Annotated in this window: 21 protein-coding genes; 3 read left to right on the forward strand and 18 right to left on the reverse strand. The window is 69.9% G+C overall.

Annotated elements, in window-relative coordinates; translation table 11 throughout:
• Positions 1 to 16: 16 nt before the first annotated feature.
• Positions 17 to 925: a DUF3014 domain-containing protein gene (locus ACX93N_RS03555; protein WP_459427015.1), complete on the forward strand. Its 909-nt coding sequence runs from the start codon at positions 17 to 19 to the stop codon at positions 923 to 925.
• A 38-nt stretch (positions 926 to 963) separates the two neighbouring features.
• On the opposite strand, the gene ACX93N_RS03560 is transcribed toward ACX93N_RS03555, so the two are convergent.
• The 5 genes from ACX93N_RS03560 to ACX93N_RS03580 all read right to left on the reverse strand — a co-directional run bounded on the left by ACX93N_RS03560 (position 964) and on the right by ACX93N_RS03580 (position 6,386).
• Complete coding sequence (locus ACX93N_RS03560) at positions 964 to 1,416, reverse strand: regulatory protein RecX (RefSeq protein WP_459427016.1); 453 nt, start codon at positions 1,414 to 1,416, stop codon at positions 964 to 966.
• A 112-nt stretch (positions 1,417 to 1,528) separates the two neighbouring features.
• The gene (gene recA / locus ACX93N_RS03565; protein ID WP_459427017.1) at positions 1,529 to 2,581 is read right to left on the reverse strand and encodes a recombinase RecA; all 1,053 of its coding nucleotides are present in this window, start codon (positions 2,579 to 2,581) and stop codon (positions 1,529 to 1,531) included.
• 181 nt (positions 2,582 to 2,762) lie between these two features.
• Positions 2,763 to 3,797, reverse strand: a complete 1,035-nt coding sequence (locus tag ACX93N_RS03570) for a M14 family metallopeptidase (RefSeq protein ID WP_459427018.1) — start codon at positions 3,795 to 3,797, stop codon at positions 2,763 to 2,765.
• A complete protein-coding gene (locus ACX93N_RS03575) occupies positions 3,794 to 5,311 on the reverse strand; it encodes a glutamate--cysteine ligase (protein WP_459427019.1) in 1,518 nt (505 codons plus the stop codon). The genes ACX93N_RS03570 and ACX93N_RS03575 overlap by 4 nt, the downstream gene beginning before the upstream one ends.
• Positions 5,280 to 6,386: an S-(hydroxymethyl)glutathione dehydrogenase/class III alcohol dehydrogenase gene (locus tag ACX93N_RS03580; RefSeq protein WP_459427020.1), complete on the reverse strand. Its 1,107-nt coding sequence runs from the start codon at positions 6,384 to 6,386 to the stop codon at positions 5,280 to 5,282. Before ACX93N_RS03580 ends, ACX93N_RS03575 begins: the two co-directional genes overlap by 32 nt.
• Before the next feature lie 189 nt (positions 6,387 to 6,575).
• Here ACX93N_RS03580 and mutS point away from each other — a divergent pair, with 189 nt between their 5' ends.
• Positions 6,576 to 9,101 (forward strand): DNA mismatch repair protein MutS, encoded by a 2,526-nt coding sequence (mutS, locus tag ACX93N_RS03585; RefSeq protein ID WP_459427081.1) that lies wholly within the window; start codon positions 6,576 to 6,578, stop codon positions 9,099 to 9,101.
• A 160-nt stretch (positions 9,102 to 9,261) separates the two neighbouring features.
• On the forward strand, positions 9,262 to 9,585 hold the full coding sequence (gene fdxA / locus ACX93N_RS03590) for a ferredoxin FdxA (RefSeq protein ID WP_459427021.1): 324 nt from the start codon (positions 9,262 to 9,264) through the stop codon (positions 9,583 to 9,585).
• Positions 9,586 to 9,725: 140 nt separating this feature from the next.
• On the opposite strand, the gene rpoS is transcribed toward fdxA, so the two are convergent.
• The 13 genes from rpoS to ACX93N_RS03655 all read right to left on the reverse strand — a co-directional run bounded on the left by rpoS (position 9,726) and on the right by ACX93N_RS03655 (position 22,134).
• Positions 9,726 to 10,745, reverse strand: a complete 1,020-nt coding sequence (gene rpoS / locus ACX93N_RS03595; RefSeq protein WP_459427022.1) for an RNA polymerase sigma factor RpoS — start codon at positions 10,743 to 10,745, stop codon at positions 9,726 to 9,728.
• Positions 10,746 to 10,881: 136 nt separating this feature from the next.
• Positions 10,882 to 11,676 (reverse strand): peptidoglycan DD-metalloendopeptidase family protein, encoded by a 795-nt coding sequence (locus ACX93N_RS03600; RefSeq protein WP_459427023.1) that lies wholly within the window; start codon positions 11,674 to 11,676, stop codon positions 10,882 to 10,884.
• 3 nt (positions 11,677 to 11,679) lie between these two features.
• Positions 11,680 to 12,612, reverse strand: coding sequence for a DUF368 domain-containing protein (locus ACX93N_RS03605; RefSeq protein WP_459427024.1), 933 nt, complete (start codon positions 12,610 to 12,612; stop codon positions 11,680 to 11,682).
• Positions 12,609 to 13,241 (reverse strand): protein-L-isoaspartate(D-aspartate) O-methyltransferase, encoded by a 633-nt coding sequence (locus tag ACX93N_RS03610; RefSeq protein WP_459427082.1) that lies wholly within the window; start codon positions 13,239 to 13,241, stop codon positions 12,609 to 12,611. Before ACX93N_RS03610 ends, ACX93N_RS03605 begins: the two co-directional genes overlap by 4 nt.
• 26 nt (positions 13,242 to 13,267) lie before the next feature.
• The gene (gene truD, locus ACX93N_RS03615; protein WP_459427025.1) at positions 13,268 to 14,323 is read right to left on the reverse strand and encodes a tRNA pseudouridine(13) synthase TruD; all 1,056 of its coding nucleotides are present in this window, start codon (positions 14,321 to 14,323) and stop codon (positions 13,268 to 13,270) included.
• Positions 14,320 to 14,799 carry a 2-C-methyl-D-erythritol 2,4-cyclodiphosphate synthase gene (gene ispF / locus ACX93N_RS03620; RefSeq protein WP_459427026.1) on the reverse strand — a complete coding sequence of 160 codons (480 nt, stop codon included), beginning with the start codon at positions 14,797 to 14,799 and terminating at the stop codon, positions 14,320 to 14,322. The genes truD and ispF overlap by 4 nt, the downstream gene beginning before the upstream one ends.
• Positions 14,799 to 15,482 (reverse strand): 2-C-methyl-D-erythritol 4-phosphate cytidylyltransferase, encoded by a 684-nt coding sequence (gene ispD / locus ACX93N_RS03625; RefSeq protein WP_459427027.1) that lies wholly within the window; start codon positions 15,480 to 15,482, stop codon positions 14,799 to 14,801. Before ispD ends, ispF begins: the two co-directional genes overlap by 1 nt.
• Positions 15,479 to 15,781 (reverse strand): cell division protein FtsB, encoded by a 303-nt coding sequence (gene ftsB, locus ACX93N_RS03630; RefSeq protein ID WP_459427028.1) that lies wholly within the window; start codon positions 15,779 to 15,781, stop codon positions 15,479 to 15,481. The genes ispD and ftsB overlap by 4 nt, the downstream gene beginning before the upstream one ends.
• Before the next feature lie 10 nt (positions 15,782 to 15,791).
• Positions 15,792 to 17,078: a phosphopyruvate hydratase gene (gene eno, locus ACX93N_RS03635; RefSeq protein ID WP_459427029.1), complete on the reverse strand. Its 1,287-nt coding sequence runs from the start codon at positions 17,076 to 17,078 to the stop codon at positions 15,792 to 15,794.
• Positions 17,079 to 17,116: 38 nt separating this feature from the next.
• Positions 17,117 to 17,968: a 3-deoxy-8-phosphooctulonate synthase gene (kdsA, locus tag ACX93N_RS03640; protein WP_459427030.1), complete on the reverse strand. Its 852-nt coding sequence runs from the start codon at positions 17,966 to 17,968 to the stop codon at positions 17,117 to 17,119.
• 24 nt (positions 17,969 to 17,992) lie between these two features.
• Positions 17,993 to 19,627 carry a CTP synthase gene (locus tag ACX93N_RS03645; protein WP_459427031.1) on the reverse strand — a complete coding sequence of 545 codons (1,635 nt, stop codon included), beginning with the start codon at positions 19,625 to 19,627 and terminating at the stop codon, positions 17,993 to 17,995.
• Positions 19,628 to 19,880: 253 nt separating this feature from the next.
• Positions 19,881 to 21,167 (reverse strand): tRNA lysidine(34) synthetase TilS, encoded by a 1,287-nt coding sequence (tilS, locus tag ACX93N_RS03650; protein WP_459427032.1) that lies wholly within the window; start codon positions 21,165 to 21,167, stop codon positions 19,881 to 19,883.
• A 19-nt stretch (positions 21,168 to 21,186) separates the two neighbouring features.
• Positions 21,187 to 22,134 carry an acetyl-CoA carboxylase carboxyltransferase subunit alpha gene (locus ACX93N_RS03655; protein ID WP_459427033.1) on the reverse strand — a complete coding sequence of 316 codons (948 nt, stop codon included), beginning with the start codon at positions 22,132 to 22,134 and terminating at the stop codon, positions 21,187 to 21,189.
• Positions 22,135 to 22,173: the final 39 nt, after the last annotated feature.

Here is a 22,173-nt window from a genome sequence, read left to right on the forward strand (position 1 = left end):
CTTGCCGGAGGACACCATGCAGGCCAACCAGAACGACCGCGCCGGCCATTCGGCGAACCGCCGCAACGGCGGCTCGCCGGTCCTGGTCACTGCCGCCGCTCTCGTCATCGTCGCCGGTATCGCGTGGCTGGTGCTCGCCCCCGACGAGGCGCCGCCGGAGGAGCCGGCCACGACCGTGGTCCCGGAAACACCGGACCCGACACCGCCGCGCGTCGCCGAGCCGGTCGCGCCGGATATCCCGGAGCGCCCCGTGGAAGCGGAGCCGGAGCCAGAGCAACCCGCCGGGGAACCCGACGAGCCGGCATCAGAGCCCGGGGCGCCGGCAGAACCGGAGGAACCGCCGCTCACCCTCGACAACAGCGATCCGTTGGTCCGTGACACCCTGGCCCCGTACGCCACCGAGGGCCTGCCCGCACAACTGCTGGGCCACAGTAACCTGCTGGAGCGCACGGTGGCCGCCGTGGACGCGGTGCGCCGCGGCGTGGTTCCGGGCAAGGTGTTCAACCTGCCGAAACCCGAGGGCACGTTCCGCGTTCAACAGGTGGGTGGCCGGACGGTGATCGACCCGGCCAGCTACCGCCGCTACGACCCCATGGTCGATGCCATCGTCGCGACGCCGGTAGAGCCACTGGCGGAGGCTTTCCAGTCGTTCCGTCCCCTGCTCGAGACGGCCTATGGCGCGCTCGGCTACGCCCCGAACAAGGTGGACAACGCGCTGGTGGCGGCCCTGGACCGGATCATCGCCCTGCCGGTACCCGCCGGGGAGCTCGAGGTAATGAAGGTAGAGGCCGTGTACGCGTACGTGGACGAGGACCTGGAGGGCATGAAGCCCCTCGACAAGCTGCTTTTGCGTACAGGACCCGACAATTTGCAACGCCTGCAGGACCACGCCCGCGAGCTGCGCCGCGCCCTCCTCGAACCCTGAGCGCCAGGGTTCTGCCCGGTTAACAACCGGGCAGAACCCTAGAGGTCGCCCAGCGTCCCGGTGTCAAAACCCCGGTAATGGAGGAAACGCAGCCGCCGGGCCAGTTCCTTCCGGTCTTCCGGCGGCGCCGGGCCGAATTTCTTCTCCGCCACCCGGCGCGCCAGGCGCGACCAGTCACAGTCGGCGCCGGCCACGGCGCGGTCCGCCAGCACGCTGTCGACGCCCCGCTCCCGCAGCTCGCGCACCAGGCGGAGCGGCCCGTAGCCGCGCTCGCTCCGCTGGCGCACGTAGGCCTCCGCGAAGCGGACGTCGCTCTGCAGGCCGTCCCGCGCCAGCTGTGCCAGCGCGGCCTCCAGCACCTGCGGCGCGAAGCGCCGTCCCAGTTTGCGCAACAGTTCCTGCCGGCTGTGTTCTCGCCGCGCGAGCAGGTCCATGGCAGCCTTGCGGGCCGCTACGGGGTCGCGTTCACTGTCGTTGCCTGTGGAGGCCATGGGCGAAAGGATAGCCAAGATACAAAAAAAGGGTGCCGGGGATGAGAGTGGGTGCTGTGGGTCCCGGCACCCTGGAGACACGCGCCGCCCGGAGGCGGCGCTACGGTTGTGTTTACGCCTCGCCGCCCGCTTCGCTGTTCGCCGGCGCCTCGGCCGGCGCATCCGCCGCGGGCTTCTTCACATCAAGCACCTGCTCGCGGATCTGCGTCTCGATTTCGCTCGCCAGGGCCGGGTTGTCCTCGAGGAACTTGGAGGCGTTGGCCTTGCCCTGGCCGATCTTGTCGCCCTGGTAGGCGTACCAGGCGCCGGATTTCTCGACCAGGTTGAGCTTTACGCCCCAGTCGATGATCTCTGCCATGCGGTTGATGCCGCGCCCGTAGGTAATCTGGAACTCGGCCTGCTTGAAGGGCGGCGAGACCTTGTTCTTCACCACCTTCACGCGGGTCTCGTTGCCGACCACCTCGTCGCCCTCCTTCACCGCGCCGATCCGGCGGATGTCGAGGCGGACGGAGGAGTAGAACTTGAGCGCGTTGCCACCGGTGGTGGTTTCCGGCGAACCGAACATGACGCCGATCTTCATGCGGATCTGGTTGATGAAGATCACCAGGCAGTTGGTCTGCTTGATCGTGGCGGTGAGCTTGCGCATGGCCTGGCTGAGCAGCCGCGCCTGGAGGCCGACGTGGCTGTCGCCCATCTCGCCCTCAATCTCCGCCTTCGGCGTCAGCGCGGCGACGGAGTCGACCACGAGCACATCGACGGCGCCGGAGCGCACGAGCATCTCGGCGACTTCCAGCGCCTGCTCGCCCGTGTCCGGCTGGGACACGATGAGGTCATCCACCTGTACGCCGAGCTTCTCGGCGTAGCTGGGGTCCAGGGCGTGCTCGGCATCGACGAAGGCGGCGGTGCCGCCGGCCTTCTGCGCCTCGGCGATGACCTGCAGCGTGAGGGTGGTCTTCCCGGAGGACTCCGGACCGTAGATCTCACAGATGCGGCCCTTGGGCAGGCCGCCGATGCCGAGCGCCACATCGAGGCCCAGTGAGCCTGTGGAGATGGCCGGGATGGCGACCCGCTCCGTGTCGCCCATGCGCATGACCGTGCCCTTGCCGAACTGGCGCTCGATCTGGCTGAGGGCCGCTGCCAGGGCCTTTTCCTTGTTCGCGTTCATGTCCACTCTCCGTCGCTCCCGATGGCCGAAGCCGTCTGCTGCTATTAACTACTGTATATATCCTCAGTGCTTTTCAGGGCAATTGCAAGAGGTTCGGGCCCTCAAATCCGGGCAGAAGCCGACCGTGTCGCCCAAACCGGCCTGAAAAGGCGACAGGTCCACAGGCCGGCGCCGGGGAAGGCTAGGCGGCGATGGGCTGGCCGTCGTCAGCGACGGCGTAGAACAGGCAGTCGGACTGGGCGATGCCCGCGTTGGTGGTGATCATGAACAGCTTCAGCGGCTGCGCGGGGCGGAGTTCACCGTCCTCGATACGCACCAGCCGGTCGACGGCGCAGGCCCCCGCCGCGTCGACGGCGCGGAACAGGCGGGCGGGGACGCCGCCGGTCCAGCCGAGCACCACATCGGGCCCGACGCTGCCGAAGTTGTGGTGCTCGATATCCGGCCGCAGCGTAATGTCGTGCCCGGCACAGGGCCGCGGCGCATAGGTGAGGCTGACCCCGTCGCGAAGCTCGAGGCGCACCGGGTCCGCCAGGCGCTCCAGGCCGCGCTCGCGGGCCCCCGCGGCGAAGACACTGTCTGCCGCCGCGTAGCGGCAGAAACCCTCGAAAGCACAGCGGTCGGCAGCCGCATCGAGGCGGCCGCCCACCTCGATGGTCACCGTGGGACAGCGATGGTCGCTGATCTCCATGAGCGCGCCCAGGTCGAGGTGCGAGATGATCAGGCGCCCGGTAAACAGCGCCGCCAGGGCATCGTGCTGCCGGTCCGGGAAGGTACAGACGGCGAAGGACGGCCCGGACCCCGACGTGTTGTGCATGTCCACCAACGCTTCAGGGCGATGCAGCCGCAGCAGTTCGAGGATCTCCGCGGCCAGCTGGCCCTGGGCGTCGTCGTAGGGCGGTCGGAAGCAGCGGTTCAGGTCCCGGGCCCGGGGCAGCATGCGGTGGGTGAACAGCGGCTCGGTGAGGGCGGCGGTCACCGAGGCGACGATGCAGACCAGGTTCACCGCCGGCCGCTCACCGGCGCGCAGCCAGCGCCAGAGCGCGCGGGCGCCGGAGGGCTCGTTGCCGTGCAGCAGGGTGACGAAGGCGCGGCACCGGCTGTCATCGGCACCGCTGATGAAGAGACAGGCCGGCCCATCGAGCCAGCGCAGGAACGCCTCGACGCTGTCGCCCACCGCCGCCGGTTCCGGGTCGCGCAGGAAACGGAAGCGTCTCACAACGGCCACTCCGCCACCGGCCGGTTGCTGTCCGCCAGGGCCATGAAGCGCTTCAGCATCTCGTGCTGCGCATCCGGCGTGGGCAGGCCGCCGTCGAGGCCGTGCAGCGTGTCCAGCTGCCAGGTAGCGCCGGTCTGCCGCGCCGCCAGCCGCGCACCGATGACGCCCAGGTAATGGCTGACCTCCGCCGCCGGCGTGCCGATGGCGGCGAGCCCCTCGGCAGCCACGGGCAGGCAGGCCTCGAGGAGTTCCGTCACCGGCGTTTCCTCGAGTCCGTGCTGATCCTCCCGTGGCCAGACCAGCTTCGCCTCGAGGCCGTGCTGGGCAGCGCGGTAGAAGTTGTACTCGGCGATGTGGAACGGCAGCGCCGGCAGGATGCGGTTGATCCGCGGCCTGAGCCCCTCGGCGAGGCCGACCAGGAAGGCTGCGTTGGCCACCATGTCCACGGGCGTCGGCCCCGCCGGCAGCGAGCGGAGCTCGATGCGCAGGTGGCCGCCGTCCGCCGGGTCGTAGACAGGCCGGTTCCAAAGCCAGACCGTGGACAGGTGAAGCCGAAGCTCATCCAGCGACGGCGCCGGCCCCGCCTCGCCTTCACCACAGATGGGCAGGAGCGGCGGATAGAGCCGCACCTGCTCGGCGAAGAGCTCGTGGGCGCCGCGGCGCACCCAGCCACGGCCGAAGTTCACGCGCGCCGGTTCGCTCCAGCTGTAGCGGTCCCGCTGCCGGCAGTCGATGGACTGCTTGAACAGCGGAATGCGCGTCTCCCGCCACAGCGCGTGACCGAACAGCGTGGGCGAATTCCCGGCGATGGCCAGCGCCAGGGGCGTGGCCAGTTGCAGCGCGTTGTAGGTATCTGCGTAGACGGCCGGCGCCACCCGGTAGTGCACCTGGAAAGACGTGTTCGCACCCTCCAGCGTGATGTCCGCCATGTCGATCTGCAGCGGATTGCGGCCGTTGATGTCGATGCGGAAGTTGCTGCCCCGGCGCTCGATGAGCTGCGCCACCAGCGCGTGGTAGCGGCGCCGGTCGGTGACCGAGCCCGGCCCGAAGTCCGCCTCGCGGAGCGTCGGCAGGATGCCGATGGCGACCACCTTGCCACCGTGGGCCGCGGCGTGGCCCTTGAGGTCAGCGAGGCAGTCGAGAATTTCCCGCTCCGTGGCCGAGAAGGCGCCACCGTCCACTGGCCCGGGGGTCAGGTTGTACTCGAGGTTGTAACGGTTGAGCTCCAGCGTGAGCCGCGGGTCTGCAGCCGCGGCATGCACCTCCTGGTTGACGTGCAGCGGGTTGCCCTCGCCGTCGACGAGATAGAGCTCGAGCTCCGCCCCGAGGGTGGCGGGGCCCACGCCGAAGTCCGGCTCGACGAGCAGGCCCTCGAGGTCGGCGAGGTTCTGCTCGAGCCGCGCCTCGAAGGCCCGGAAATCCTCCGGGTCAAAGGCGGTGCGATCGATCTCGATGCCCACGGCGCCAGCGGCCTCCGCGCCGTCAGTACATGACGACAGAGCGGATACTTTCACCCGCATGCATCAGGTCGAAGGCCGTGTTGATCTCCTCCAGGGGCATGGTGTGGGTGATCAGGTCGTCGATGTTGATGTGCCCTTCCATGTACCAGTCCACGATCTTCGGCACGTCCGTGCGCCCGCGGGCGCCGCCGAAGGCCGTGCCCTTCCAGGTGCGCCCGGTGACGAGCTGGAACGGCCGGGTGCTGATCTCCTGGCCGGCGCCGGCGACGCCGATGATGCAGCTCTGGCCCCAGCCCTTGTGCGCGCACTCGAGGGCCTGGCGCATGACGTTCACGTTGCCGATGCACTCGAAGCTGTAGTCCACGCCGCCGCCGGTCATGGCGATGAGGTGCTGGGTGACGTCGTCCACGTCCTTCGGGTTGACGAAGTCGGTCATGCCGAACTGCCGCCCCAGGGCTTCCTTGGCCGGGTTCATGTCCACGCCGATGATGCGGGAGGCGCCGACCATGCGCGCGCCCTGGATCACGTTGAGGCCGATGCCGCCGAGGCCGAACACCGCCACCGTGGCCCCCGCCTCGACCTTCATGGTGAAGGCGACGGCGCCGATGCCGGTGGTCACGCCGCAGCCGATGTAGCAGATCTTGTCGAAGGGCGCGTCCTCGCGCACCTTCGCCAGGGCGATCTCCGGCAGCACCGTGTGGTTGGCGAAGGTGGAACAGCCCATGTAGTGAAGCAGCGGCTTGCCGTCGAGGGTGAAGCGGCTCGAGCCGTCGGGCATCACGCCCTGCCCCTGGGTTTCGCGGATGGCCTGGCACAGGTTGGTGCGCGGGTGCAGGCAGAAATCGCACTCCCGGCACTCGGGCGTGTACAGCGGGATCACGTGGTCGCCGGGCTTCACGGAGGTCACGCCCTCGCCCACCTCGACGACAACCCCGGCACCCTCGTGGCCGAGGATGGTCGGGAAGGCACCCTCCGGGTCATCTCCGGACAGGGTGAAGGCATCCGTGTGGCAGACCCCGGTCGCCTTGAGCTCCACCATGACCTCACCGGCACGGGGACCCTCGAGGTCCACCTCGCAGATTTCCAGGGGCTTGCCGGCACCGAAGGCGACTGCTGCGCGTGTTTTCATGGAAGCGGTTCCTTTGAAGAAAAACGGGCTTGAACCCCGGATCATAGAGAGTTGGGAGCGCCGCGCCAATGGCAGCGTGGGCGCGCCCGGTACTCCCTAGCCGGAGCCCGCGGCCCTCGCCTACAATCTGCCGTTTTGCAGCGAGTGACCCCCGTGGCGGCCAGTAGCGGCAACGACCAGCACACCCCCATGATGCGCCAGTACCTGGCGATCAAGCGCGAGCACCCGAACGAGCTGGTGTTCTACCGCATGGGCGACTTCTACGAGCTGTTCTACGACGACGCGAAGCGCGCCGCGAAGCTGCTGGACATCACCCTCACGGCCCGCGGCAAGTCCGCCGGCGAGGCCATCCCCATGGCCGGCGTGCCCTACCACGCCGCCGAGAGCTACCTGGCGCGGCTGGTAAAGGCGGGCGTGGCCGTGGCGATCGCGGAGCAGGTCGGCGACCCGGCCGAAAGCAAGGGGCCGGTGGAGCGGCGGGTGGTGCGCATCGTCACGCCGGGTACGCTCTCGGACGAGGCGCTGCTGGACGAGCGGACCGACCAGCTGATCCTCGCCATTACCGCTCGCGCGGAAGACTACGGCATCGCCCACCTCGATCTCTCCAGCGGCACCTTCCGGGTGCTCGAGGTCTCGGGGGAGGAGGCGCTGCTCGGCGAGCTCGAACGCCTGGACCCGGCGGAACTGCTTTACGACGAAAAGCTCGGCAATGCCTTGGTCACCGCCCGTCGCGGCGCCCGTTCCCAGCCGGCCTGGGAGTTCGATCTGGAGAGCGCGCGCCGGGCGCTGAAGGAGCAGTTCCAGGTTCGCGACCTCGCCGGCTTCGGCTGCGAGGATCTCACCCTCGCCCTCGGCGCCGCCGGCTGCCTGCTGCAGTATGTGAAGGACACGCAGCGCTCGAACCTGCCCCACATCACCGCGCTCGCGGTGGAACGGCGCAGCGACAGCGTCGTCCTCGATGCGGCCACGCGCCGCAACCTGGAGATCGACCGCAACCTCGCCGGCGGCGAGGAGCACACGCTGCGCTGGGTCATGGACCGGTGCGCCACGGTCATGGGCAGCCGGCTGCTGCGCCGCTGGCTGCACCGTCCACTCACGGACCGGGCGGAGCTCGCCGCCCGCCAGGACGCCATCGACGCCCTCCTCGACGGGCACCGCTACGAGGCCCTGCGCGAGCGCCTGAAGCCGATCGGCGACGTCGAGCGCATCCTCACCCGCATCGCGCTGCGCTCGGCGCGGCCGCGGGACCTCACCCGGCTGCAGGTCGCCCTCGACGCGGTGCCCGGGCTGGCGGCGGATCTCGCCGACCGGGACGCGGCGCGGCTCGCCGCCCTGCGCGAAGCCCTCGGCGATTTCCCGGTGCTGCGCGACACGCTCGCCCGGGCCCTGATCGACAACCCGCCGGCAGTGATCCGCGACGGCGGCGTCATCGCCGACGGCTTCGACGCCGAACTGGACGAACTGCGCGCCGTGTCCACGAATGCCGGCGACACGCTGGTAGCCATCGAGCAGCGCGAGCGCGAGGCCACGGGCCTGTCCACGCTGAAGGTGGGCTACAACCGGGTGCACGGCTACTACATCGAGATCAGCCGGGCCCAGGCGAAGGACGCGCCGGAGCGCTACACCCGGCGGCAGACGCTGAAGAACGCCGAGCGCTTCATCACGCCGGAGCTGAAAACCTTCGAGGACAGGGCGCTGTCGAGCAAGAGCCGTGCACTCGCGCGGGAAAAAGCCCTCTACGACGGCCTGCTGGACCAGCTGAACGAGGCGCTCGGTCCCCTGAAGACCTCGGCCGCGGCCATCGCCGAGCTGGACGTCCTCGCCAACCTCGCCGAGCGCGCCGACGCGCTCGCTCTCAGCCGCCCGACGCTCGTCGACGAGGCCGTTTTCGAGGTCAGCCAGGGGCGCCACCTGGTGGTGGAGCAGGTGATCGACGAACCCTTCATCGCCAACGATGCGCTCTTGGACGACGAGCGGCGCATGCTGCTCATCACCGGGCCGAACATGGGCGGCAAGTCCACCTACATGCGCCAGAACGCGATCATCGCCCTGCTCGCCCACATGGGCAGCCGGGTGCCCGCGGCGTCGGCACGCCTCGGCGTCATGGACCGGATCTTCACCCGCATCGGTGCCGCCGACGACCTCGCCAGCGGCCGCTCCACCTTCATGGTGGAAATGACCGAGACGGCCAACATCCTGCACAACGCCACGCCGCGCAGCCTCGTGCTAATGGACGAGATCGGCCGCGGCACCAGCACCTTCGACGGCCTCAGCCTGGCCTGGGCCGCCGCCGTGCATCTCGCCCGCAGCGTGCGTGCCTTTACCTTCTTTGCCACGCACTACTTCGAGCTGACAGCCCTGCCGGAGAGCTGCCCGACCATGGTCAACGTGCACCTCGACGCCACCGAACACCGGGACCACGTGGTGTTCCTGCACCAGATCCAGGCCGGCCCGGCGAGCAAGAGCTTCGGGCTGCAGGTGGCAAAGCTCGCCGGCGTGCCACAGGCCGTGCTCGCCGCGGCAGCGGAGAAACTGCGCGAGCTGGAGGCCGGGCGCGGCAGCACAGCGCCGGCACCGGCGCCGGCACAGAACGACCTGTTCTCGGACCCGGCGCAGCACCCGGTGCTGGCCGAACTCGAGGCGCTGGACGTGGACGCGCTCAGCCCGCGGGAGGCCCTCGCGCTGCTCTACACGCTGCGCGCGCGGCTCAGCTGAACACAACACCCGAAGACAACCTGAGCCAGATCAAGAAGACGCCATAACTACAGGTTTTGTAGGCGTATTTCCGCCCGGAGCACCCTTTCCGTGGCCGTCCCCGCCCGCTACACTAACGCCGTTTTCCGATTTGGCCAGCAACAAAAAGGCGGTGAGTGGTATGACGTTCGTAGTAGGCGAGGACTGCATCAACTGCAAGCACACGGACTGCGTCGAGGTGTGCCCCGTGGACTGCTTCTACGAGGGTCCCAATTTCCTGGTCATCCACCCGGACGAGTGCATCGACTGCGCCCTCTGCGAGCCGGAGTGCCCGGTGGACGCCATCTTCTCCGAGGATGAACTGCCCGAAGACCAGCAGGTGTTCCTGGAACTGAACGCGGAGCTCGCCGAGGTCTGGCCGAACATCACCGAGATGAAGGACGCGATGCCCGACGCCGAGGAATGGGCGGGCAAGCCGAACAAGCTGGAACTGCTCCAGCGCTGACCACCCTTGCCGGGCTGATTGCCGGGTTGATTGCGGGGCTGATTCGCGACCCCCGGGGCTGACGCCCCGGCGCGCTTTCTCCGGACCGCCGGGAGCGGCTGGTGGCCCCGCCAGTGCTGGTGTTAGTGCAGGTGCTAGTGCTAGTGAAGGAGTGCGTCGACGGAGAGACCCTGGCGCTCCATGATGCGGCGCAGCCGCTTGAGCGCCTCCACCTGGATCTGCCGCACACGCTCCCGGGTCAGGCCGATCTCCTGCCCGACTTCCTCCAGCGTCGCTGTCTCGTGGCCGAGGAGGCCAAAACGCCGCGCGACCACCTCGCGCTGCTTCTCGTTGAGTTCCTCGAGCCACTGCACGATACCCTCGGCGATGTCCCGGTCCTGCAGCAGGTCCGAGGGGTCCAGGGCCGCCTCGTCGGCGATGGTATCCACCACCGTCGTCTCCGAATCCGGGCCCAGCGGGGCATCCATGGAGGCGATGCGCTCGTTGAGACCAAGCAGCCGGGTGACTTCCTCCACCGGCTTGTCGAGCATGTCGGCAATCTCTTCCGCGCTCGGCTCGTGGTCCAGCTTCTGGGTCAACTCGCGCGCCGCGCGCAGGTAGACGTTGAGCTCCTTGACCACGTGGATCGGCAAACGAATGGTGCGGGTCTGGTTCATGATGGCCCGCTCCATGGTCTGGCGGATCCACCAGGTGGCATAGGTGGAGAAGCGGAAGCCGCGCTCGGGGTCGAATTTCTCCACGGCACGCATGAGGCCGAGGTTGCCCTCCTCGATGAGATCCAGGAGCGAGAGGCCCCGGTGCAGGTAGCGGCGGGCGATCTTCACCACGAGCCGGAGGTTGCTCTCGATCATGCGCTTGCGCGCCGCCTCGTCGCCGGCGAGGGCGAGGCGGGCGAAGTGCTTCTCCTCGTCCGCCGTCAGCAGTGGCGAGAAACCGATTTCGCTCAGGTAGAGTTGTGTGGCGTCGAGGCTCCGATCATTGCTGACCGCCTCGAACACCTCGTTGTCTGCATTGGCTTCGGCAGCATCACTGTTGCTACCGTCGCCGTCCTCCATGGCGGCAAACGGGTTGTCCGCGGACAGCAGTTCCGAGACATCCGCCGGCTGTGGCCCCCCTTTGCGCGCGGTGCCGTTACCGTGCGCGGCCTTTGATCTTCCCATAAGAGCGCCAGCGTCCTCTCCACCCCTTGGCGGATTCGGTTGCAATCAGAGAACCCTCGGAGAGATTACCCAAGGTGGCAGGGCGTGACAAGGCGCCTTGACACACCCCGGCCGGGTTGGCGCGATAGCTCCGGTGCTAGCGTTTCGGCAACAGGGACAGCGGATCGACGGGTTTGCCGTCCCGGCGGATCTCGAAATGGAGCTTGACGCGGTCCGTGCCGCTGCTGCCGCGGGTGGCGATACGCTGGCCGGCGGCCACGTGCTCGCCCTCGCCGACCAGCAGCCGGTCGTTGTGCCCGTAGGCACTGAGGTAACGCGCATTGTGGCGCACGATCAGGAGGTTTCCGTAGCCGGCGATACCCGCCCCGGCATAGACCACGCGCCCGGCCGCAGTCGCACGCACCGGGTCACCCTTCGCGCCGGCGATGTCGATGCCCTTGTGCACGGTGCTGGAAAAGCCCCGAGCCACCTGGCCGGCGGCCGGCCAGCGCCAGCTCGAGACCGGTGCCTCGGAGGCAGTGCCCGCCGTGGTCCGTGGCGCGGCAGGCCTTGCCGGTCTTGTCGCGGGCTTTGCGGTGACTGGCGGCGGCGTTTTCGTTTTCGTTTTCGTGGTCGCCCGCTGCTGCGCCGACGCCACCTTTCGCGCCGGCGTGGCCGCCCGGGCCTTCAGGTCCAGCTCCTGGCCAGGGTAGATCGTGTAGGGTGGCGCAATGGCATTGCCGGCGGCCAGGCGCCGGTAGTCGAGCCCGAAGCGGAACGCGATGCTGTAGAGCGTATCGCCGCGCGCTACCGTGTAGTGGCCAGCGCGGTCGACACTGCCGGCCGCCCCGCGATCCTCGATCGGTGCCGGCGGATTGCCGCCGCAACCGGCGAGGCCCAGCAGGAGCCAGAGCACCGCCGCCAGCGCAGCGCTTCCGCGGCCCGGGCCCATGGCTCAGGTGACCGGCTCGCCCCAGCGCCGCTCCAGCTGCCAGACGAGGGCAAAGCCTCCCACCATGAGCAGCGACGCCGGCAGCAGTTGCGGCGCGGCGCCCTGCGCCGCCGCCCAGGTACCCGGCAGCACCGGCAGCGCCTGGCCGCCCCCCGCCGCGAGCTTCCAGGGCCAGACGGCGGGCAGCGAGCCGGCGAGGAACCCGGTCAACAGGCCCATGCAGGGCCCATGGAAGCGCTGCAGCAGCCAGTGCAGGAGGCGCGAGAAGGCGAGCAGGCCGCAGGCCGCACCGGCGACGAAAAGCCCGAGGGCAGCGACGTCGAAACTCTCCACCGCCGCGAGGACGCGGTCATACATGCCGAGCAACACCAGGATGAAACTGCCGGAAACGCCCGGCAGGATCATGGCGCAGATGGCCAGGAACCCGGCCAGGAACAGCCCCGCGGGACCGCCATCCAGGCGCACGGCGGGCGACAGGGAGACGGCCGCGGCTGCGGCCAGGCCCACTGCCACGGCGAGGACGATGACACCGTTCCAGTGCGGCACCCGGCGCAGCAGCCACAGGGCCGAGCCGGCGATGAGCCCGAAGAAGAAAGCCCAGAGCAGCACCGGGTGCGCCGCGAGGAGCCAGCCGATGAGATGGGCCAGGGTGCCGACGCTGGTCGCGATACCGGCGAGCAGCGTGAGCAGGAAGGCACCGTCCACGCGGTGAAAGGCCCGGCCCCAGCGCCGCGTGAGGCACAGGCGGAGCACGGGCAGGCCGAAAGCGCTCAGGGCGCCGAGGAGCCGGTCGTAGATGCCGGTGATGAAGGCGATGGTGCCACCGGAGACCCCGGGCACGATGTCGGCGGCGCCCATGAGCAGGCCGCGCACGAAGACGCCGCCAAGGGCCGTGGAGGGCGGAGCGGCACCGCGCGCCGGGGGAGCGTCGCTCACCGCTGCACTCCGGGGCGCAGGGGCACAAAGCGCACGGCGTCGTAGGTCTCGCTGTGGAAGCCCTCTTCCTCCCGCGTAATGACCTTGAGGTACTGCATACCGCCACCCACCGGTATCACCAGCCGGCCGCCGGGCGCGAGCTGCCCGAGCAGCGCCTCGGGAACCTGTTCCGGGGCCGCGGCGCAAAGCATGCCGTCGAAGGGCGCTTCCTCGGGCCACCCGAGCATGCCGTCGCCGTGGCGGAAACGCACATTGCGCAGCTTGAGCCGGCGCAGGCGCTTGCGCGAGGCCTCGAGCAGGGGCTTGATGCGTTCCACGGCATACACCTGCCCCACGAGCTGGGCGAGGATGGCCGTCTGGTAGCCGGAGCCGCTGCCGATCTCGAGCACCCGGTCGAGGCTGCCACCGGCGAGGAGGAGGGACGTCATGCGCGCCACCACATAGGGCTGGGAGAGCGTCTGCTGGTAGCCGATGGGCAGGGCCGTGTCCTCGTAGGCGCGGTGCGCCATCGCCTCGTCGAGGAACAGGTGCCGGGGTGTGGAGCGCATGACCTCGAGCACCGCAAAGTCATCAATGCCCTGCTCCCGGAGCCGCTCGATCAGCCGCTCACGGGTGCGCTGCGACGTCATGCCGATACCGGCCAGATCCGGACTGTTCACGGCCCCGCTTGCTCCTCCTGAGAATAATCCACCAGTTCGGCGACCACTGCCGTGGCAAAGCTGCCCGTGGCCAGGGTGAAAGCCAGGGTCAGCGCTCCATCTTCACAAAACTCCCAGGCAAAGTCACCCGGGATAACCCGTGCCGCGCGGTACGCCAGCTCCACACCCGCGCCGTCCAGGTGAGCGATGTCGGCAGCGAGCGCTGCCCAGGCGGCGTCCTGGCGTGCCCGGGCCGCGACACCCTCCAGTCGCTCCCCCCGCCCCGGCAGCGGCAGCGCGAGGTGCAGGTCGCCGGCGGCGGCCCTCGCCGCAAGATCGCCGCTGCCGTCGTGGGCGAACAGGCTGCGGCTGCCGGCCAGCTGACAGACGTCCCCGGGAGCCACGGTATCCCAGTCCCCGGCGCGGACCCGCTCGGCGAGCAGCGTGTTGAAGGCGTGCGCCCGCAGCGCGGAGAGCAGCATCCCCCGGCGGCCGCGGCCCCGGGGGGCTCGCCCGCCGTCGCGCCAGCGGCGCGCCTGCGCGAGGTTGCTGCCGCCGCTGCCGAAGCGCTGTTCGCCGAAATAGTTCGGCGCGCCGCGCTCGGCAAGATCGGCGAGGCGCGGCTCGAGCAGCGCGCGAACGTCGCCGGCGCCGACCGCGGCGAGGTCGCGCAGACGCAGGCGGAAGGCGTTGCCGCGGTGAACCCCCCGGCGCAGCTTGCGCGGGTGGCGGGCGCTGGCGAGGACAACCAGCGCGTCCTCCTCGGCGAGCTCGGCGGGGTCCGGGTCCGCCCGGCCGGGCAGCTGCACGCTGAACCACTGGCTGGTCACGGCGTGGCGGTCCTTGCGCCCGGCGTAGCTGACGGCCTGCGGCGCCACGGCCGCCCAGCGCGCGATGCGCCGGGCCACGGCCTCGCTGTCGAGGCCGCGCTTGCGCAGCCGGAGAAACAGGTGCTCACCGTTACCCTCGGGCTCGAAGCCGAGGAGTTCATCGACCTGGAAGTCCTCCGGCCGCGCGCGCAGCCTGGCCCTCGCCGCGGCCTCGCCTCGCGGCGAGGGCCAGGAGCCGTTCACGGGCCCGCGGGCAGCAGCAGCACCACCGCGTGGGCGGCAATGCCCTCGCGGCGGCCACAGAAACCCAGGCCCTCGGTGGTGGTGGCCTTGACGTTGACCGCCCCGGCGTCCACCGCGCAGGCTTCGGCGATGCGCTCGACCATGGTGCCGATATGGGCCGCCAGCCGCGGCGCCTGTGCGATGACCGTGAGGTCTGCGTTGCCGAGGATGAAGCCCGCGGCCTGCACCCGCGCCACCACCCGGCGCAGCAGGTCGCGGCTGTCGGCCCCGGCCCAGGCCGGGTCATCGTCGGGGAAATGGCGGCCGATATCGCCGGCACCGATGGCGCCGAGGAGTGCGTCGCAGAGCGCGTGCAGGACCACGTCGCCATCCGAGTGCGCCGCGAGCCCCTGCGTGTGGTCGATGCGCACGCCGCCGAGCACCACGTGGTCGCCCTCGCAGAAACGGTGGACATCATAGCCGTGGCCGATACGCATCAGTCGTGCTCCCCCGCCGCCAGCAGACAGCGTGCCAGTACCAGGTCTTCTGCCGTGGTCACCTTGAGATTACTTCGCGGGCCAGGCACCAGGCCCACCGGGTAACCGGCGGCCTCCATGGCCGAGGCCTCGTCGGTCACGGCGCCGGCGCGTGCGAGCGCCGTGGCAAGCTCGCCGAGGCGGAACAGCTGCGGCGTCTGCGCGAGCCACAGGCTGCGCCGGTCCACCGTGGCGGCCACCGCCCTGCCGTCGTCGCTGCGCTTGACCGTGTCGCTCACCGGCTGGGCCAGGATCGCCCCCTCCCCGCTGGCTGCCACCGCGTCGATGAGGGCGCCGAGGCTGTGCCGGTCCAGGCAGGGCCGCGCGGCGTCGTGGACCAGCACCCAGTCATCCTCGGACGCGCGCGTGCGCAGGGCGGCGAGCCCCGCGGCCACGGAATCGGCCCGCTCCGCCCCGCCCTCCGTCAGCAGGACCCGCGGGTCACGCAGGCAGGCGAGCGTCGCCCCGCGCTCGTCACCGGCGCGCAGCGCGACCGCGACGCCCTCGACCCGTTCGTCGGCGAACAGGGCCCGGAGGCTGTGCTCGAGCAGGGTGCGGCCGCCGAGCTCGAGATACTGCTTGGGCAACGCAGCACCCAGGCGGCTGCCGACCCCCGCGGCGGGAATGACGCCCCAGCACCTCACGGTTCGACCGGCGGGGCCGGTGTATTCCCCTCCTCCACGAACTGGTAGAAGACCTCGCCTTCACGCACCAGGTTCAGTTCCTCCCGCGCGCGCTGCTCGACCACGGCCTTGCCCGACTGCAGGTCGAGCACTTCCCGGGCCAGCGCCTCGTTGCGCGCCCGCAGCCGGGCGTTTTCCCGTTCCGCTTCCTGTACCTGGCGCTGCAACCGCTGCCGCTCGGCGAGGCTGCCCTCGGCAAACCAGAGCCGGTACTGCAGGAGCAGGACGAGACCGACGAGGACGAGCAGGAGCCAGCGCAAGGGCGCGCCCTCAGCGCGTGAGTTCCAGCCGGCCCCGGTAGGGCGCCTCGCTGCCCACCTCGGCCTCGATGCGCAGGAGCCGGTTGTACTTGGCCACCCGGTCCGAGCGGCAGAGCGAGCCGGTCTTGATCTGGCCCGCCCCGGTGGCGACGGCCAGGTCGGCGATGGTGGTGTCCTCGGTCTCGCCGGAGCGGTGGGAGATCACCGCTGTATAGCCGGCGGAGCGGGCCAGGTTGATGGCATCGAGGGTCTCGCTCAGGCTGCCGATCTGGTTGAACTTGATCAGGATGGAGTTGCCCACGCCGCGCTCGATGCCCTGCTGGAGAATCGCCGTGTTGGTTACGAAGAGATCGTCGCCAACGAGTTGCACGCGGTCCCCCAGGCGCTCCGTGAGCAGCTTCCAGCCGTCCCAGTCGCCCTCGTCGAGGCCGTCCTCGATGGAAAGGATCGGGTGCGCATCCACCAGCCCGGCCAGGTAGTCGACGAAACCCGCGCTGTCATAGTCCCTGCCCTCGCCGGCGAGCACATAGCGGCCGTTCCTGTAGAACTCGGAGGCGGCGCAGTCGAGGGCCAGCGTGATGTCCGTGTCGAGGCCGTAGCCGGCGTTGGCGACGGCCTCGGCGATCACTTCCAGGGCCGCCGCGTTGGACGGCAGGCTCGGCGCGAAACCGCCCTCGTCGCCCACGGCCGTGGCGAGGCCGCGGCCGGCGAGCACTTTCTTCAGGTGATGGAAGACTTCCGCCCCGATGCGCAGGGCCTCGGCGAAGGTCGTGGCCGCCACGGGCTGAATCATGAATTCCTGGATGTCGACGTTGTTGTCCGCGTGCTCACCACCATTGAGGATGTTCATCATGGGCACGGGCATGGACAGCGCCGGACCGCCGGCGAGCTCGTTGATGTGGCGGTACAGGGGCAGGCCCCGGGACTGTGCGCCGGCCCTGGCGGCGGCCAGCGACACGGCAAGGATGGCGTTGGCGCCGAAACGGGCCTTGTTGTCGGTGCCGTCGGCGGCGATCATTTTCTCGTCGAGGGCGCGCTGGGCAGTGGCGTCACAGCCCATGAGCAGCTCGCGGATCGGCCCGTTCACGTTGGCCACCGCCTGGCAGACGCCCTTGCCGAGGTAGCGGCTGCTGTCGCCGTCGCGAAGCTCGAGGGCCTCGCGGGAGCCCGTGGACGCGCCGGAGGGTGCGCAGGCGGCGCCGAAGCTGCCGTCCTCGAGGAGCACCTCGGCGAGGACCGTGGGGTTGCCACGGGAATCGAGGACCTCGAAAGCGCGAACGCCGTTGATCATGCTCATGGGAACTCCTTTTTCTGAAGCCCGGATCTCTGGTAAGCCTAGTCGATAGCGAGCGGGGGCAGGCCCTTGACGAGATCGTCCACCGCCTTTGCCTGGGCCAGGAACGCTTCGAGCTGGTCCAGGGGGAGCGCACTGGGCCCGTCGCAAAGCGCCTTTGCGGGTTCCGGGTGCGCCTCGAGAAACAGCGCCGCCACGCCGACGGCCAGGCCGGCCCGGGCCAGCTCACCCACCTGGGCCCGGCGGCCGCCGGAGGCCGCACCGAGCGGGTCCCGGCACTGCAGGGCATGGGTTACGTCGAAGACCAGGGGCACGCCGTCGCAGGCGTCACGCATCACGCGGAAGCCGAGCATATCGACGACCAGGTTGTCGTAGCCGAAGTTCGTGCCGCGCTCGCAGATCATGAGCCGGTCGTTGCCGCACTCGCGGAATTTCTCGACCACGTTTTTCATCTGCGTCGGCGACAGGAACTGGGGCTTCTTGATGTTGATGGCAGCGCCGGTCTGCGCCATAGCCGCCACCAGGTCCGTCTGCCGGGCGAGGAAGGCCGGCAGCTGGATGATGTCGCAGACCTCGGCCGCGGGGGCGGCCTGCAGCGGCTCGTGTACGTCGGTGATCACCGGCAGGCCGTATTCCGCTTTCACCGCGGCGAGGATCGCGAGGCCCTCCTCCAGGCCCGGGCCGCGGAAGGAATGGATGGACGACCGGTTGGCCTTGTCGAAGGAGGCCTTGAACACCAGCGGGATGCCGAGGCGTTCGCAGACGTCCTTGTAGACCCCGGCAACCTCGAGGGCGAAGTCCCGGCTCTCCAGCACGTTGACGCCACCGAGGAGCACGAAGGGCTCGCGGTTGCCGATGCGCAGATCCCGTACCGTGACGACCCGATCCGTCATACCTGTCTCCCCGTGGGCCGGCGCCTAGCCGCGCGCAGCGGCGTGCGCACAGGCGGCTTCGATATAACTGGTGAAGAGCGGATGCCCGCCGCGGGGCCGCGAGGTGAACTCCGGGTGGAACTGGCAGGCGATGAACCAGGGGTGATCGGGCAGTTCGACCATCTCCACGAGATTATTGTCCGCGGACCAGCCGGCGACCCGCATGCCGGCATCCTGCAGCTGCTGCACGTAATTGTTGTTCACCTCGTAGCGGTGCCGGTGCCGCTCGTGGATCGTATCCACACCGTAGATCTCGCGGACCCTGCTGCCGGGCGCCAGGTGGCAGGGCTGGGCACCGAGGCGCATGGTGCCGCCGAGATCGGAGCTCTCGTCGCGCTGCTCCGTGCTGCCGTCGGCATTCTGCCACTCGGTAATGAGGGCAATCACTGGATGCGCCGCATGCGGCTGCATCTCCGTGGAATGGGCGCCGTCCAGGCCGCAGACGTTGCGCGCGTACTCGATGAGCGCCACGTGCATGCCGAGGCAGATGCCGAGGAAGGGAATGCGGTTCTCCCGGGCGTAACGCACGGCGGCGATCTTGCCTTCCACCCCCCGGTCTCCGAAGCCGCCCGGCACGAGGATCGCATCCGCCTCGGCGAGGACGCCGGGGCCGTCGCGCTCGATGTCCTCCGCCTCGACGTAGTCCACCTGCACGTCGGCGAGCGTCTGCAGACCGGCGTGGGCGAGCGCCTCGTTCAACGACTTGTAGGCATCAGGCAGTTCCATGTACTTGCCGACCATGGCAACGCGAACGCGCTGGCTCTTCTGCGAAAACTCCCGGCGCAGCACCTCGTCCCACTCGGAGAGGTCCGCCGGCGGACACTCGAGCTGGAAGCGCTCGGTGATGAAGTCGTCGAGCCCCTTGGCGTGGAGAGCGCCGGGGATGCGGTAGATGGAGTCCGCATCCATGACCGGGATGACGGCCCGTTCCTCCACGTTGGTGAACAGGGAAATCTTCTTGCAGGCCGAATCCTCGATGGGCACGGTGCAGCGGCAGAGCAGGATATCCGGCTGCAGGCCGATGGAGCGCAGCTCCTTCACGGAGTGCTGCGTGGGCTTGGTCTTGATCTCGCCGGCGGTAGCGATATAGGGCACCAGGGTCAGGTGCATGAGCAGCGCGCGCGAGGAGCCGAGTTCCACCTTCAGCTGCCGCGCCGCCTCGAGGAAGGGCAGACCTTCGATGTCACCCACGGTGCCGCCGATCTCGACCACGGCGACATCGGCATCGCCGGCGCCCTTGATGATGCGCCGCTTGATTTCGTCCGTGATGTGCGGAATCACCTGCACCGTGCCGCCGAGGTAATCGCCGCGACGCTCCTTCGCGAGCACCGCGTTGTAGACCCGGCCCGTGGTGAAGTTGTTGCTGCGGCGCATGGTCGTGCGCGTGAAGCGCTCGTAGTGCCCCAGGTCGAGGTCGGTCTCGGCGCCGTCCTCGGTGACGAAGACCTCGCCGTGCTGGAAGGGGCTCATGGTGCCCGGATCGATGTTGATGTAGGGGTCGAGCTTGAGCAGCGTGACCTTGAGGCCACGGGCCTCGAGCACTGCGGCGAGAGAGGCTGCGGCGATTCCCTTGCCCAGGGAGGAAACCACACCACCGGTCACGAAGACGAAACGCGTCATGCAAAGCCCTTACTACGCCGTTGTCAGGGGGCCCACAACACCGCAACGGGCCGGCGTGCCGGGGGCCACGCTCACCGCGCAAGTCCTGCGAAAAAGATGGGTCTAAAGGCTACCAGAAAGGCGCCCGCCGCTCAATTGAAAAGGCGTCCGTGAAAAGGCTCCGCATCCTTTTCAGGCGCCCCTGTGGCAGCGGGCTGCAGGAGCCCCCCGGGGGAGCGGCGGCGCCGTGGCGACCGGACACCGGCCCGCAGGATCAGGCGTCGCGGCGGGCGACCGCGGACCGGTCCCACGACACCGCCCACGGACTCCCCTCCGCCCGCCAGCGCTCCCCCGCCGCCAGCACCCGCCCGTCGGAAGCGATCAGCAGCGGCAGCCGCGCCCGCCACCAGGGCGGCACGGCGGCGTCCTGGAGCAGCGCCTTCAGCCGCCGCCGGTGTGGCTCGCCGGCCAGCTGCAGGCGTTCGCCGCCGCGGCGGAAGGCCAGCAGCGGCGGTGCGCCCTTCGCCGGCCCCGCCACGCGGAGCTCCCCCACACCCGGCACCACCAGCACGTCCCCCGGTGCCAGCAGCCGGGGCGCGGGCGCGACGAACGGCTCCGGGCGGGGCAGCAGCCAGGCCGCCGCGCCGAAGCGGCCGAGGCACCAGCCGGGGCCGACCAGCCGCGGGGCCGCAGCGGGCGCGGCAGCGGCCAGCTGGCGCAGGAACTCCTGAAGCGGCGCCCGCGGCCCCGGCTCGCAGCCTTCGGCGAGGAGCCAGGCGCGGAGCCGTGCCGCCCCGCCCGGCCCGGCAAGCTCGGCGACCGCCACGCCGGGGTCGCCGAAGGCGTTGTGCCAGGTCGGCGGCGCCTCGCGGGCACCCTGCGCGAGGTTGGCAGCGCTGCGGCTTACCGTCGCCCGGTAGCCCGGCCAGCGCGCCGCCAACGCCGGCAGCACCACCCGGCGGAGGTAGTTGCGGTCCGGTCCCGGATCGTCGTTCGAGGGGTCGTCGATCCAGCGCTCGCCGCGGGCGGCGACATAGTCCCGGAGCGCCGCGCGCGGCAGCGCGAGAAAGGGCCGGCACAGCACGCCGGCGCCGACGGGCCGCTCCACCGGCATACCGGCCAGGCCGCGCTCCCCGGTGCCCCGGAGCAGGCGCAGGAGAACCGTTTCCACCTGGTCGTCCTCGTGGTGGGCGAGGAACAGGCAGCCCCCTTCCCCCAGGGCGGCCTCGAAGGCGGCATAGCGCGCCGCGCGGGCGGCCGCCTCCGGACCGCTGTCGCCGGGCTCGACCGCGACGCGTACGGTCTCGAGCGCAACGCCCAGGCGGGCGCACAGGCCCGCGCAATGTGCGGCCCAGCGGTCGGCATCGGGGTGGAGGCCGTGGTGAACATGCAGTGCTGTGAGGGGCGGCGCACCGGGGTGCTGCGAGCGCCAGGCAGCGAGGGCCAGGAGCAGCGCTGTGGAATCGAGACCGCCGGAAAAGCCGACGAGCCAGTGCCGGCCCTCGCGGCCGTCGAGCGCGGCGGCGAGGGCCGCGGTGACGGGGCAGTTCAGGTCCGGCACGACACAGCCGGCGGCGGGCTCAGTTGCCGTAGGACATCAGGCGCGCGTAGCGGGCCTCGAGCATGTCCTCGACGGAGGTCCCGCGCAGGCGCGTCACCTGCTCGATCAGGTGTTCGCGGATGCGTTCGGCCATGAGATCCACGTTGCGGTGCGCGCCGCCCAGGGGCTCCTCGATGGTGCCGTCGACGATGCCGAGTTCCTCGAGGACGCCGGAGGTGACCCCCATGGCCTGGGCCGCGTCCGGGGCGTTTTCCGTGCTCTTCCAGATGATGTTGGCGCAGCCCTCCGGGGAGATCACGAAGTAGGTGGAGTACTGCAGCATGGCGAGGTGGTCGCCGACACCGATACCGAGTGCCCCGCCGGAGCTGCCCTCGCCGATCACGACGCAGACCACGGGCGTGCGCAGCCGGGACATGACCGCCAGGTTGGTGGCGATGGATTCGCTGATACCGCGCTCCTCCGAGTCGATGCCGGGGTAGGCCCCGGGCGTGTCGATGAGCGTGATCACCGGCAGCTCGAAGCGTTCGGCGAGCTCCATGAGCCGCAGCGCCTTGCGGTACCCCTCGGGCTTGGGCATCCCGAAGTTGCGGTAGACCTTGTCCTTCACCGCCCGCCCCTTCTCCTGGCCGATGACCATGACCGGGATGCCATTGAGCCGCGCGGTGCCGCCGACGATGGCCTTGTCGTCGCCGAAGCGGCGGTCACCGTGCAGTTCGTCGAAGTCCGTGAAGATGCGCGGGATGTAGTCGAGGCTGTAGGGGCGCAGCGGATGCCGGGCCACCTTGACGATGTCCCAGGGCGAGAGGTTGGCAAAGATCTTCTCGGTGAGCCTGGTGCTCTTCTTGCGGAGCGTCGCAATCTCTTCGTCGATACCGAGTTCGGCACCGCTGCCCACCTGCTCGAGCTCCTGGATCTTCACCTCGAGCTCGGCGATCGGTTGTTCGAAATCCAGGTAGTTGGGGTTCATGGCGACCCTTCCAGCGGCACGTGGGCAAGGGCGCGAGTG

The organism is Pseudohaliea sp. (assembly GCF_054552115.1).